Raw genomic sequence first — 13,217 nt, 5'->3', positions numbered from 1 at the left:
CACCTGTGCCGGCGTGTTGGCGAACTGCTGCACCAGCTGCACCTGGCCATACTCGGCGGGTAACGCCGGCACAGCTGCGAGTACGCGCTGCAGGTCGAAGGCCAACAGCAGCGTACCCTGTGCCGGCTGGCTCTCACTCAGGCGTAGTGCCACGGCGCTATAGGCCAGCCAGCGCTCACCCACACGATAGGCTTCGGTGGCGGCTTGCTGACCGCTTTCAGTGCGGCGCAGCATATCCAGACCGGCGAAGTTCATCGGCGCGGCACGGGAGGTGTTCTGTACCGCTTCGCCGCGGCGATTGAGGTGGGCATCGATCACGCCGTCCCAGTAGCCCAGGCGCCGTTCGGCTTCGCTGACCCGCAGGTTGTCGCCGCTCTGCAGTGCTTGCAACAGCTCAGGGTTGCGAGCCGCGGCGAGGCTGTCGGCCTGCAATTGCTTGAGCGCCTGCTGCACGGCAGCGGCCTGGCTGGTGCCGATGGCCTGCACCAGCTCTGCCTGGCGTGCCTGGCTGCTGCTGTTGTCGGCAAACCACAACAGCGCGGCGCCTGCGGCGCCGCCGATCAGGGCAGCCAGCAAGCCGGGTAGCAGTGCGCCCAGCGAGGGGTTCGCCGTTTTGCCCTTGGGCTTGCTCGGCGCCAGGCTGGCAGCCGTGTCGGCTTCCTTGGCAGTACGCTTGAAGAGTTTCACGTGGGTGCTCCTCGGCGGGTCGTCCTGTGGGGTGTGAATCAGTGGCTACCGGAGTGGCCGAAGCCGCCAGCACCACGTTGGGTCTCGTCGAACTGCTCGACCAGCTCGAAATGCGCCTGCACCACCGGTACCAGCACCAACTGCGCGATGCGCTCGCCGATGGCGATGGTGAAGGGCGTCTGGCCGCGGTTCCAGCACGACACCATCAGCTCCCCCTGGTAGTCCGAGTCGATCAGGCCGACCAGGTTGCCGAGCACGATGCCGTGTTTGTGGCCGAGGCCCGAACGCGGCAGGATCATCGCCGCCAAGCCTGGGTCGCCGATGTAGATCGACAGGCCGGTCGGAATCAGCACGGTCTGGCCTGGCTCGAGGACGATCTCTTCCTTGAGCATGGCGCGCAGGTCGAGGCCGGCGGAGCCCGGCGTGGCGTATTGCGGCAGCGGGAATTCCTGGCCGAGGCGGGGATCGAGGATCTTGGCTTGCAGAGCGTGCATGGTCAGTTCTTGTTCAGTCGTTCTTTGATAAGGGTGATCAACTGGCGGGCGATCTTGCCCTTGCTGGTCTGGGCGAAGCTGGTTGGCTGCAGCCCACGGTCGATCACGGTGATGGCGTTCTCTTCACTATTGAAGCCGATGCTGGGGTTGGCTACATCATTGGCGACGATCAGATCGAGATTCTTGTCGCGCAGTTTGCGCGAGGCGTATTCCAGCAGGTTCTCGGTCTCGGCGGCGAAGCCCACGCTGAACGGGCGATCCTCGCGGCCGGCGATGGTGGCGAGGATATCCGGGTTGCGCACCATTTGCAGGAGCATCCCTTCGCCGCTGGTGGGGTCTTTCTTCAATTTGTGCTGGGCGACCACTTCCGGGCGGTAGTCGGCCACCGCGGCGGCGGCGATCAGCACGTCGCAGGGCATGGCGGCTTCGCAGGCCGCGAGCATGTCGCGGGCGCTGACCACGTCGATGCGGCTGACTCGATCCGGCGTTGGCAGGTGCACCGGCCCGCTAACCAGGGTTACGCGCGCACCGGCCTCGGCAGCGGCCTCGGCGAGGGCGAAGCCCATCTTGCCGGAGCTGTGGTTGGTGATGTAACGCACCGGGTCGATGTTTTCCTGGGTCGGACCGGCGGTGATGAGGATATGCAGGCCATCGAGCGCCTGGCGCTGGAAACAATCGGCGGCCAGCAGGGCCAGGTCGTTGGGCTCGAGCATGCGGCCGAGACCGACATCGCCGCAGGCCTGGCTACCGGAGGCTGGGCCGAACAGGCGCATGCCGCGACTTTGCAGCAGTTCGAGGTTGGCCTGGGTGGCTGCGTCGCGCCACATAGCCTGGTTCATCGCCGGAGCCAGGGCAATCGGCGCATCGGTGGCCAGCACCAGCGTGGTCAGCAGGTCGTTGGCCACACCCTGGGCCAGGCGGGCGATCAGGTCGGCGGTGGCCGGCGCGATGAGTATCAGATCGGCCCAACGCGCCAGCTCGATATGGCCCATCGCGGCTTCGGCGGCGGGGTCGAGCAGGTCGAGGTGCACAGGGTGGCCGGACAGGGCCTGCAGGGTCAGTGGGGTGATGAACTCGCGCCCGCCCTGGGTCATCACCACGCGGACTTCGGCGCCTTGATCCTTGAGTCGGCGAACCAGTTCGGCGCTCTTGTAGGCAGCAATACCGCCCCCGACGCCGACGATGATGCGTTTGCGATACAGCCGCTGCATAGGCTTGCCTTTTATAAACCGGTGGATGTGCGCCACGTGACCAACGCCTCCCCAGGCCGGCCCCGTGTAAAGTCGGGTAGGGATAGGCCATTGCTGGCCCATCCCCCCCTAAGAACCGTACGTGCGGCTTTCACCGCATACGGCTCAAGCCTACGTGAAACCAAGTAGCTTGGCCGGCAACGTACGGAGGTGCGTCGGATTCTACAGCTATAAACCGCTAAACCGTAGAGGTGTATCTTTTTGCTGGCTATGAAGCCGCGCGTGGCAGTTTGGATGAAGCAATACGCGGTTTTGCAGATTGTCCGAACCGCCGTCCACACGTCTTATGACGTGATGGTCATGCCATCCGGTTTCCTTGCTCACCGCTTGCCCGCACGAGGCGCAAACACCCCGCTGTCTGCGGAAGAGGCTGAGGATTTGTCCTCGATAACGCAGCTTGTGCTGCATTCGCTGGACTCTCAGTGCCTCCCACTTCAGTTCGTGTTCCGCGTCGTAGGGGTTGTAGTCCCCCGGAAGACGTTTGTGGCGCACGATTGCGGTTCCCGCCAACAGGTATAGCCGGCGGTACTGCTTTTCTCCCTTACCATTCTTGTAGGGGTACGCGAACACCCAGCTCTGCCCGCCTATGGATCGGAAGTATTTATTCCTGATCCAGTCAGCTGACTTCCTCGGATGCCTACGCTTCACCCACCTCCAGATTCGCCAAAAGATCAGGTGATCCAGCTTGCTGAAGGTTTCCTTTGCCACGACCGGGGAGTGATATTGCGCCCACCCCTTCAGTACCGGGTTCAGTTGGCCGATCAACGCTTCCTGCGTCATAGCCCCGCTGCTTTTGATGATCTCGCGTACCTTCCGATAAAACGCAGAGGCGTTCTTCTTCGAGGGCTTGATCAGCAGCTTGGCTTTCCGGTGCGGTGACTTCGGCACGTACTTCCTGAAGTTCCACCCCAAGAAATCGAATCCCTGGTGAATGTGCGTGATGTGCGTTTTCTCCCGGGACAGCTCAACCCCTCGTACCGACAGGAATTGCTCTACCCAGGGTTTAACCTCTTCCTCCAACAGCTCTTTCGAGGCTGCCAGGATCACGAAGTCATCCGCATACCGTACACATTGCACCTTGGTCTTCTCGGCCTTCTTGATTCCCAGCTTCTTCGCCAGGTGGCGCTTCAACTGAGTTTCCAGGCCGTTCAGGGTGGCGTTGGCCAGACAGGGCGAGATGATCCCGCCCTGTGGCGTCCCGGCTTCCGTAGCCATGAGTTGTCGCCGGTCGATGACCCCGGCTCTCAACCATTTGCGCAGCACCTTCGTGTCCATCGGGACATTTCGGCACAGCCACTCGTGATTGATGTTGTCGAAGAAGCCTTTGATGTCCCCCTCCAGAATCCAGGTCGGCGCCACGGTGGGCGACAACAGGTGGAAGAGTTCAACCATGGCGTCAGCGGTCGAGCGGTCAGGCCGGAAGCCATAACTTTTCGGATCGCTGGTGCTTTCTATTACAGGCTCCAACGCTTGCAGATACAGCGCTTGCATGGCCCGATCCAACATCGTCGGGATACCCAGTGGGCGCTTTTCCTGCTTGCCGGGCTTCGGTATCCAGACCCGCCGTAGCGGTTTGGGCCGATAGCCTCGTTGTTTCGACAGACGTTTCACGGCATGGAACTTGGCTAGGGGCGTACCCCAGGTTTCTCCATCGACGCCCGGAGTCTTGCGACCCCGGTTCTCCGTGACTCGCCTTACAGCCAAGCAGCGACCGTAAAACGAGCGAGTCAGCATCCGTTGCAGGCGTTTAACCCTGCGCCAGTTACCTTCCCGTGTTGCCTGCGCAATCTTCAGCTGCGTTCTCCGAACGGATTGTTGAACTTTGGCCCAATCGAGATCGTGCCAGTTCGCCCCTCCGCCTGAGGACGCAGACGCTTCCGGTGTTGCTGGTTGCGTTTTCATACAGTCCTCCCGAGATGAACGACACTCAGGACGGACTACTCCCCTATGGGCAGTAGTTCGCCCATAGGGTCGTTTTTGGTTATCGCTGGAATCAGCGGCTGTTTTTGCGCTCGTAGACCAGATGCACGTCAGCCAGAGTTATCCCCTGCCGGTAATGTTCCAACCGGTATGCCACCCGTTACAGGCGACCGTTCGCTTCTTGCATCCTCCCATTCCCCACACCCATCAGCGCCCCTTGCGGTTTGCCTGCCTGCCCGATGTTGCTGGGCAGGCGAGTGGTCGGGATTGCCACGTTCCCCGAGTCGCATCTATTCCCCGTTTAGGCTTCGTCTTTCCCCCGGTAGTCGTATTGGTACCGCAGCGCATCATCCCACTGCGCTGTCCGACTACATGCCGATTTTTGGCTAAGGCCAATAATTGCCGTAGGCCTATCCGTAGTTACGAAGGTTCAGGCGACGATTCACATGCGTTAGCCATGCGGGTTGGGTCATTAGCCTCGTTACGTCCGTGCAATTCGGACGTATAGCGTTCTCCGTCACCGGATAACACCTTCATAAGAGCGAGACATTGTTAATCGGGCTTCACACCCCAGGGTTGGCCCCTGACGCATGCCGATCTAATGAACTGGCAGGTACATGCCAGGCTCGGTACTTCCTATGCAAGCGAAGTTGAGCAATGCGATTCGGAGCTTTTCGCTCCGTGCTTGGTTCAACATCCCCCCAACGTCTCACGACGGTGAATTGGCTCACTGCCAGACTTGCGAGGATGAGTTCTGCCCGGAGGGCAAATTCGCCCTCGGGTCAGACATTTTTAGTAACAATTCGGTGATAGCTGAACGTTACTGTCCTGTTTCTGTAACCGCTCATTGACCCATTTTAGGGTTTGAACAGATACAGCTTTTGTTATCCATCCCCGCCAAAACGAAGCGTTTCCAGGGTGTGGATTAACCAGGCTGAGCCGGTTTATTGAATGCTTTTTCGGGCTTAAAACCCCCTGATAGCAAGGGATTAAGGTGCCTAGGCGCATTAACCAAACCAAGCACGACACGTTCAACGTGTCGCACAAGATGGGCTACGATAGCACAGCGCCCGCAGCGGAACAGCGGGCGCCTGGCTCAATAGGGAGGTGTACATGAGCATTCGCGACTGGCCCGCGGCAGAGCGCCCGCGGGAGAAATTGCTGGAGCAGGGCGCGGCCTCGCTGACCGATGCCGAACTGTTGGCGATCTTTCTGCGTACCGGAGTGACCGGCAAGAGTGCGGTGGACCTGGCGCGCTATCTGCTGAGCGAGTTCGGCAGCCTGAGAGCGCTACTCGAAGCCGATCTGGCTGGGTTCAGCCAACACCTTGGTCTGGGGCCGGCCAAGTACGCACAGCTACAGGCAGTGCTGGAGATGTCGCGGCGCCATCTGGCCGAACGCCTGCGTCGTGACTCAGCGCTGGAAAGCCCGCAGGCCGTGCGCGATTACCTCAAGGCGCAACTGCGTCACGAACCGCACGAGGTCTTCGGCTGCCTGTTTCTCGATGCCAAGCATCGGGTGTTGGCGTTCGAGGTGTTGTTTCGCGGCAGCATCGACAGCGCCAGCGTATATCCCAGGCAGGTGGTCAAGCGGGCGCTGGCCAACAATGCCGCCGCCGTTATCCTCACCCATAACCACCCATCGGGCGTGTCGGAACCCAGTCAGGCTGACCGCGTGCTGACCCAGCGGCTCAAGGATGCCCTGGCGCTGGTCGAGGTGCGCGTGCTCGACCACTTTATCGTCGGCGATGGCGAGCCGCTGTCGATGGCCGAGCTGGGCTGGATGTAGCGGGGGCGTAGGGCGGGTGCAACCCGCCGCATTGAGGGTGGCGGGTTGCACCCGCCCTACGTGTCGTATCCCACCACGATGGCGCCTTATGGTGCGATCTGCACCGAGGCGAAGTTCTGCCGGCCGAACGGGCTGACCTTGTAGCCCTCGACCTTGCTGCTGAGCAGCGCGAAGGCGGTCGGGTGGGCCAACGGCAGCCACAGCGCCTGCTCCTGAATGATCTGCTGCGCCTGGTGATAGAGGCGGCTGCGCTCGCTCTGGTCGCTGCTGGTCTTGCCATCGGCGATCAGCTTGTCCAGCGCCTCATCGCAAAAACGGGCGAAGTTCAGGCCTGACTCGACCGAAGCGCAGGAAAACTGCGGAGTGAGGAAGTTGTCCGGGTCGCCGTTGTCGCCCGCCCAGCCCATGAATAGCAGGTCGTGTTCGCCGGCCTTGGCGCGGCGGATCAGTTCGCCCCACTCGATCACGCGGATTTCCGCGTCGATGCCGACCTTGGCCAGGTCTGCCTGCAGCAATTGCGCGCCGAGGCTCGGGTTGGGGTTGAGCAGGCTGCCGCTGGGGCGCGTCCAGATGGTGGTCTTGAAACCGTCAGCCAGGCCTGCCTCGGCCAGCAAGGCGCGTGCTTTTGCCGGCTCGTGCGCGTAGCCGGGCAGTTCGCTGGCGTAACTCCAGGTGTTCGGTGGGTAGGGGCCGTTGGCCGGCTCGGCGCTGCCTTCGAACACGGCCTTGACGTAGCTGGCCTTGTCGAACGCCAGGTTGATCGCCTGGCGCACCTGCGGCTTGTCCAGCGGCGTATGCTGGCTGTTGATGCCGACGAAGGCGGTCATGAAGGCGGCGGTCTGCGCGCTTTTCAGCTTGGCGTCGCCAGCGATGGCCTGCACGTCCTGCGGTTTCGGTGACAGGGCGATCTGGCATTCGCCGCGGCGCAGCTTCTGCAGGCGCACGTTGCTATCCGGGGTGATGGCGAAGATCACTCGGTCCACCCCCGGCTTGCCAGCGAAGTAGTCCGGGTTGGCGCGGTAGCGCACCACGGCATCCTTCTGGAAACGCTCGAAGACGAACGGACCGCTGCCCACCGGCGCGCTATTGAGCTTCTGCGGGGTGCCGGCGGCCATCAGCTTGTCGGCGTATTCGGCGGAATAGATCGAGGCGAAGCCCATGCTCAGGGTGGCGAGGAAGGTGGCGTCGCGGCGATTCAGGGTAATGCGCACGCTGTGGGCATCCGGCGCCTCGACCTTGGCGATCAGGCTGGGCCACTGCATCGACTGGGCGTGTGGGTAACCGCTGGCGGCCACCGCATGCCAGGGGTGCTGCTCGTCGAGCATACGCTGGAAGCTGAACAGCACGTCCTGAGAATCGAGGTGGCGGCTGGGCGTGAAGTCGGCGCTGTGGTGAAATTGCACGTCGTCGCGCAGCGTGAAGTCGTAGACCAGGCCGTCGGCGGAGATCGACCAGCTGCGCGCCAGGCTCGGCAGCAGCTTGCCTTGTTCGGCGTCGAATTCGACCAGGCGGTTCATCAGCATGTCTGCCGAGGCATTGGTAGTGGTCAGCGAGTTGTACTGCACCACGTCGAAACCCTCTGGGCTGGCTTCGGTGCATACGCTGAGGGTGGCAGCCTGGGTCAGGATCGGGGTGCACAGTAGAGCAGCGAGCAACAGGCGCATGGTGAGGTCCTCATTCCTGGCGTTGACGGCAAGCTTGCAACCCTAGTCGATTTGCCGGGCGCTGAATACCTGATCGAGGCGACGAGCGGTCAAATCTTGATCAGGCCCCAACGGGCCGGCCCCCGGCGGGTCTGCTGACCCGGGGTTGTGTTTTATCCTGCAGTTTTCCTTGTTGCTCCCAGGGCTTTCTGGTATAAAGCAGCGCTCTTTTCTAGGGGCCCGGTTCTTGCGCTATCCAGTGCGCCCGGTAAGACCCTCGAGAAACGCGGCGCCGAGCGCCAATGACATTGAGTTTAAGCGGCCAACCCATGCCGGGTTGGGCATGTGGTTTTAGAGGGCTGAGGCATGTCGAGAGTCTGTCAAGTTACCGGTAAGGGTCCGGTAACCGGGAACAACATTTCCCACGCAAACAACAAAACCCGTCGTCGTTTCCTGCCGAACCTGCAGCACCATCGCTTCTGGGTCGAGTCCGAGAAGCGCTTCGTGCGTCTGCGCGTATCTGCCAAAGGCATGCGTGTTATCGACAAGCGTGGCATCGATGTAGTGCTGTCCGAGCTGCGCGCTCGCGGCGAAAAGGTTTAAGGAGAGAGTCATGCGTGAACTGATCCGTTTGGTGTCCAGCGCCGGTACCGGCCACTTCTACACCACCGACAAGAACAAGCGCACCACCCCCGACAAGATCGAAATCAAGAAATTCGATCCGGTCGTACGCAAGCACGTGATGTACAAGGAAGCCAAGATCAAGTAATTGATCGGCTGCCTGACGAAGAAGCCCGCCTTTTCGGCGGGCTTTTTTATGCCTGAGGTTTTTGTCGTTGGGCAATTTTCAGGGCAGTCTGCCAATGCTGGCTGACTTCGCGTAAAGCCGCGGTTTAGACTGCGCCGCTACCATGGAGCTGACCTCTTTCTCAGGTTTGCACGGAGTGCCGGCGCAAGCGCTCCCCCTTCGCTATCGTCCAGAGGCTCGCATGACCGCTTCAGCTCACCGTGTGGAAGTTCTGATCGCCGAGGCTGACCCCTGGACGTCCAACCTGTTGCAGCAGTTGGTGCTCGACGTGTGCAGTGATGCCCACGTGCTGCAGTTCAGCGATGGCCAGGCAGCACTGGCGCGCTGCAAACGTCGCCTGCCTGATCTGGTGATCGCTGATGGCGAGCTGCCGGGGCTCGATGGTCTGGAGTTGCTGCGACAACTGCGTCGGCATCCACGTACACCGGTGCTGCCGTTCGTACTGATCAGCGGCCGCCTGGATGCCAGCAGCGTGCGGGCCGCAAGGCCGCTGGCGCCCAGTGCTTACCTGGGCAAACCCTTCAATGCTGAAAGCCTGCGTCAGCGTCTGCTGGCATTGTTGCCCTCGCCAGCGGCAGCGGTAGTGGTGCATCAGCCGCTGCTGGTCAGCGACCTGCGCGACTTTCTCGATACTGTGCGCGAAGAGGGGCAGGGTGCGCCGTTGCTCAGCGATGTGCGCAATGCCGTGAGTCAGGGGTTGCAGACCGGCGAGCAGGACCTTGGCGAGCTGGAGGCCGTGTTCGGCAGTGACCCGCAGATCACCGCGTTGCTGATCGCCGCTGCCAGTAGCGCCGCGCAGCATCAGGGCGTGCCTTGTCATACCCTGGCCCAGGCACTGCATCGTTTGGGCGTGGCGCGCACGCTGAACCTGGTGCTCGGTCTGGCGGTGCAGCGCAACGCCCAGTTGCGTGACCCGCGCCTGGCCGAGCTGGCCAGCCACACCTGGCAACAGGCGCGGCGCAGTGCCGAGCTGGCGCGCTGGCTGGCGTTGGAGCTGAAGCTGGATGCGGAGTTGTGTTACACCGCTGGCCTGCTGCACAACCTGGGGGAGCTGGCGCTGCTGCGCAGCCTGCAGGACTGGCAGGAAGCTGGCGGTGAGTTGAGCGATGAGCAGATCGCCGATGCGATGCCGCGCCGCTCGGCGAGCTTCGGCTCGGCCTTGCGTATCCGCTGGCGTCTGCCCTTCGGTCTGCGCGAGTTGATCGCGGCGTTCTACGGCCTGGGCAGTGGCGTGTTCTCGCGTGAGGCACTGGTGCTCAACCTCAGCGGCTTGCTGCTGGCGCTGCCGGCCAGCGAAGCCCCTAAAAGCCTGGTCGAGGCGCGTTGCGTGCGCATGTTGCGATTGGACCCTGCGCTGCTCGAGCGCCTGCCGGCGGCCCTCTATCAGGCTTCCTGAGTGCCGTGGCGACGCGCATCGTCGGCCAGTTGCCGCAAGGGCTGCGGGCGACCAACGAAGTAACCCTGAGCGTAGTCGATACCCAGGCGGCGCAGGCAGTCCAGGCTGGCCTGGGTTTCGACGAACTCGGCGACGGTGAGCAGCCCCAGTTGTCCGGCGATCTGGCGCATGGAGCCGACCATGGCCTGGTTGATCGGGTCGTTCTCGATGCCACTGATGAAGCTGCCGTCGATCTTGAGAATATCCAGCGGCAAGTGACGCAGATAAGCGTAGGAGGCGAAGCCGCTGCCAAAGTCATCCAGGGCGACTTTCAGCCCCTTGCTGCGTAGCCCCTCGATCCACTGCGCGGAGACGCCCAGCTCACCCAGGGCGACCATTTCCGTCACCTCGATACACAGTTTGCCGGGCGGCAAGCCGTGGTGCTGCAGTTCGTCCTGCAGCAGGCGATGGAAGGTGCAGTCGAGCAGCGAGCTGGCGCTGAGGTTGACGTTGACCTGGGCCAGTTGTGCCAGGTGCCGTGGGTTGGCTGCCAGCCAGGCGCACAGATGTTGGACGACCCAGCGGTCGATGGCGCCGAGAAAATCGTAGCGCGCCGCCGCGTCGAGAAACTGCGCCGGGCTGATCCACTCGCCGCTCTGTGGGTCGCGGTAACGCAGCAGCACTTCATAGTGCAGGCCGCTGGCCGCGTTCTGCAGCGCCTGGACCGGTTGGAAGAACAGCTCGAAATGACCGCGCTCGGTGGCCTCGCGCAGGCGGGTGATCCACTGCAGCTGGCGTTGATGTTCGAGCAGGGCGCCGTCGGCCGGGTTGAACTGCTGCACACGGTTGCGGCCCTGATGCTTGGCCAACTGGCTGGCGCTGCTGGCCCAGTTCAGCGCGGTTTCCCAGTCGCGTACGCCGGAGCTGAGCGCGAGCATGCCGATACTGGCGTGCAGGCGGAAGGGTCGGCCCTGCCAGGTGAAGACGAACTGTTCGACGGCGCGGCGCAACTGCTCGGCCTGGCTCAGCGCAGCGTCGTCATCGACTTCACGCAGGAGAATGGCGAACTCGTCGCCGCCAACGCGGGCCAGCTCGGCATGGCGCGGTAGCTGGTGCAGCAACTGGCCGGCCAGCTGTTTCAGCAACTGGTCGCCGGCCGAATGGCCGAACAGGTCGTTGACCTGCTTGAAGCGATCCAGCCCCAGCAGCAGCAGGTGGCTGAAGCGCCGTTTGGCTGCGCCGCTGAGAGTTTCCGAAAGCAGTCTTTCCAGCTCGCGACGATTCAGCAGGCCGGTCAGGGCATCGTGGGCGGCCAGCTGTTGCAGGCGTTCTTCCAGCGCCCGGCGCTCGCTGAGGTCGACCACGATGCCTTCGATGGACTCCTGATGCGGGCGCAGGTGCAGCGACAGGTAGACCCATCGGGGGCGCTGCTCGAGGTCGTACAGCTGGCATTCGCAACTGACCGCGCCGGCCTGCACGTCGAGTTGCAGCAGCAACCAGCGCCACTGAGTTTCCCCCACCAGGCTCTGCAAGGACAGCTGGCTGAGATCGTCCGGCAGGGTCTCGCTGCCAAGCAGGCGCGCCAGGCTCGGGTTGGCTTCCAGCAACTGGCCGTCGCGCTGGCAGCGGAAGATGCCTTCGCCGCTGTGGCGGAACAGCGCCTGGTACTGCTCCAGATTGTCGATGGCCTGCTCCTGGCTGCTCAGCAGCACGCGGCGTACGCGTTCCAGCTGCTTGTCGAGCAGGGCGCCGAACAGCAGCATGCTTAGCGCTGGCAGGTAGGCATACAGCGCATAGAAGCCAGCAGGTAGCGGAATCAGTCCGGCGCGGCTCAGCGGCACCAGCAGCATCAGCACCAGCGCCGCGCTCCAGCACACCAGGTAGCCGGGCGCGTAGGGGCGGCGCTGATGGACGCCAAGCACCATCAGCAGCAGTTGGTACAGCCCGGTGGCCAGGGTCAGCAGGTTGAGGGTCTGATAGGCGTGGGGGTGGTCGACGAAGACGCCGCCGAGGCTGACCAGCAAGGTGGCCGCGAACAAGACGTTGCGCAGCCAGCGCAAACGACCCAGGTGCAGGCCCAGGGCACTGGCGATGAACAGTGAGCTGAAGATCATCATCCCGGCGGTGGGCAGGTTGACCAGCAACTTGGGCAGCAGTGACCACTGCGGCCAGAGCAGGCCGGCCAGGTTGTACAGGCTGGCGTTGTACAGCGCCACGCACAACGAGGTGAGGCTGAAGTAGGCCAGTTGCGCTTCGCGCAAGGTGCTGTACTTGACCAGATAGAACAGCGCCAGGGCGAGCAGTGCACCGATCAGCAGGCCGCTCTGTAGCCAGCTGTAGGCGATCAGTTGTTGGCCCTGTGCGGCGCCGACTACCTGCAGCGGCAGGTTGATCGCCGAATGACTCTCTACGCGCAGCAGCAGGCTGTGAGGGCCTTCGCCCAGACGTGGCAGGTTGAGCAGGAACTGGGGATAGGGCTCGCCACGCTGGGCGAACGGACGTTTTGCGCCGCTGTACAGCGGGCCGAGCGGCGTGTCGCCGTCGAACAGCCAGATCTCCAGGTCATCGAGGAAGGTCTGGCCAATGATCAGTTGCAAACGTTCTGCCGGCGGTGTCTGCAACTGCACGGCAAGCCACCAGGCGCTGCGGGTGTAGCCGATGCGCGCAGTGCCGTGCACCTCTTGGCCTTCCTTGCCGATGCGCTGCAATACTTCGCTGGCGGTCAAATGGCCGCTGGGGTCTTCCAGCAGCACACTGCGCTCGATGCTCACTGGCGATACCAGGTCGGCGGCACTGAGCTTGAGCAACGGCAGCGCGTTATCCGCCCAGGCAGGTATGACGCAGGCCAGGCAGAGCAGCAATAGCAGTGAGCGAAACGGGCGGAGCATCCAGGGCGCCTCATGGCTACTACGAGGGCGCCGAAGTCCGATGGACACTGTTCTGTCTGAGGAGCGGTCGGGCGCATGTGGATTCTAGCCGACTACTGGCGTGATGATTGCGCTGCGAGTCTCATCCGTCTGGATCGCGCGACGAATGACGGCTTACAGCACGTCACAAGTTTCTTGCGGTCAACGGTTGCGGTTACGCAGGTGTAACGACACTCTCTTTGCCCGAGTGTGACTTTGCTGTGTCGTGGCAGGCGTCAGAGCCCGCAGAATGGTCTGCCCTGCTGCACGAGCATGAATTGGACTATCGAGCTTTCAAATGCTGTGCCGGACAAGTGCCGAGCCAGTACCGCGACGGATGCAATTA

At 62.7% G+C, this 13,217-nt stretch carries 9 protein-coding genes; 4 read left to right on the top strand and 5 right to left on the bottom strand.

The genetic code is table 11. The annotated features are described in order from the left end of the window. Positions 1–725 precede the first annotated feature (725 nt). The 3 genes from dut to ltrA form a co-directional block, all read right to left on the bottom strand. A complete protein-coding gene (gene dut, locus AAEQ75_RS07480; RefSeq protein WP_074682220.1) occupies positions 726–1,181 on the bottom strand; it encodes a dUTP diphosphatase in 456 nt (151 codons plus the stop codon). Positions 1,182–1,183: 2 nt separating this feature from the next. Further along, a complete protein-coding gene (coaBC, locus tag AAEQ75_RS07475) occupies positions 1,184–2,392 on the bottom strand; it encodes a bifunctional phosphopantothenoylcysteine decarboxylase/phosphopantothenate--cysteine ligase CoaBC (protein WP_343351414.1) in 1,209 nt (402 codons plus the stop codon). A gap of 207 nt (positions 2,393–2,599) precedes the next feature. Beyond that, positions 2,600–4,333 carry a group II intron reverse transcriptase/maturase gene (ltrA, locus tag AAEQ75_RS07470; protein WP_256836070.1) on the bottom strand — a complete coding sequence of 578 codons (1,734 nt, stop codon included), beginning with the start codon at positions 4,331–4,333 and terminating at the stop codon, positions 2,600–2,602. Between the two features lie 1,131 nt (positions 4,334–5,464). Between ltrA and radC the strand changes: the two genes are divergently transcribed. Beyond that, complete coding sequence (gene radC, locus AAEQ75_RS07465; RefSeq protein ID WP_075750716.1) at positions 5,465–6,139, top strand: RadC family protein; 675 nt, start codon at positions 5,465–5,467, stop codon at positions 6,137–6,139. 86 nt (positions 6,140–6,225) lie between these two features. On the opposite strand, the gene AAEQ75_RS07460 is transcribed toward radC, so the two are convergent. Then, entirely contained in the window at positions 6,226–7,803 is a 1,578-nt protein-coding gene (locus AAEQ75_RS07460) for an ABC transporter substrate-binding protein (RefSeq protein WP_343351411.1), read from the bottom strand. 345 nt (positions 7,804–8,148) lie between these two features. Between AAEQ75_RS07460 and rpmB the strand changes: the two genes are divergently transcribed. The 3 genes from rpmB (at position 8,149) to AAEQ75_RS07445 (ending at position 9,986) form a co-directional block, all read left to right on the top strand. Further along, on the top strand, positions 8,149–8,385 hold the full coding sequence (gene rpmB, locus AAEQ75_RS07455) for a 50S ribosomal protein L28 (protein WP_016495372.1): 237 nt from the start codon (positions 8,149–8,151) through the stop codon (positions 8,383–8,385). Between the two features lie 10 nt (positions 8,386–8,395). Then, the gene (gene rpmG / locus AAEQ75_RS07450) at positions 8,396–8,551 is read left to right on the top strand and encodes a 50S ribosomal protein L33 (RefSeq protein WP_003464575.1); all 156 of its coding nucleotides are present in this window, start codon (positions 8,396–8,398) and stop codon (positions 8,549–8,551) included. A 220-nt stretch (positions 8,552–8,771) separates the two neighbouring features. Continuing rightward, complete coding sequence (locus AAEQ75_RS07445) at positions 8,772–9,986, top strand: HDOD domain-containing protein (protein WP_343351410.1); 1,215 nt, start codon at positions 8,772–8,774, stop codon at positions 9,984–9,986. On the opposite strand, the gene AAEQ75_RS07440 is transcribed toward AAEQ75_RS07445, so the two are convergent. Next, entirely contained in the window at positions 9,974–12,853 is a 2,880-nt protein-coding gene (locus AAEQ75_RS07440) for an EAL domain-containing protein (RefSeq protein ID WP_343351409.1), read from the bottom strand. The genes AAEQ75_RS07445 and AAEQ75_RS07440 overlap by 13 nt on opposite strands. Positions 12,854–13,217: the final 364 nt, after the last annotated feature.

The organism is Pseudomonas sediminis, assembly GCF_039555755.1.
Lineage (GTDB): Bacteria > Pseudomonadota > Gammaproteobacteria > Pseudomonadales > Pseudomonadaceae > Aquipseudomonas > Aquipseudomonas mendocina_D.
The sequence above is the reverse complement of the archived record's forward strand: the minus strand, read 5'-3'. Positions and strand labels throughout refer to the sequence as shown.

Coding starts and splice junctions, on each gene's coding strand:
- dut (WP_074682220.1), bottom strand. CDS start 1,181: ATGCACGCTCTGCAAGCCAAGATCCTCGATCCCCGCCTCGGCCAGGAA.
- coaBC (WP_343351414.1), bottom strand. CDS start 2,392: ATGCAGCGGCTGTATCGCAAACGCATCATCGTCGGCGTCGGGGGCGGT.
- ltrA (WP_256836070.1), bottom strand. CDS start 4,333: ATGAAAACGCAACCAGCAACACCGGAAGCGTCTGCGTCCTCAGGCGGA.
- radC (WP_075750716.1), top strand. CDS start 5,465: ATGAGCATTCGCGACTGGCCCGCGGCAGAGCGCCCGCGGGAGAAATTG.
- AAEQ75_RS07460 (WP_343351411.1), bottom strand. CDS start 7,803: ATGCGCCTGTTGCTCGCTGCTCTACTGTGCACCCCGATCCTGACCCAG.
- rpmB (WP_016495372.1), top strand. CDS start 8,149: ATGTCGAGAGTCTGTCAAGTTACCGGTAAGGGTCCGGTAACCGGGAAC.
- rpmG (WP_003464575.1), top strand. CDS start 8,396: ATGCGTGAACTGATCCGTTTGGTGTCCAGCGCCGGTACCGGCCACTTC.
- AAEQ75_RS07445 (WP_343351410.1), top strand. CDS start 8,772: ATGACCGCTTCAGCTCACCGTGTGGAAGTTCTGATCGCCGAGGCTGAC.
- AAEQ75_RS07440 (WP_343351409.1), bottom strand. CDS start 12,853: ATGCTCCGCCCGTTTCGCTCACTGCTATTGCTGCTCTGCCTGGCCTGC.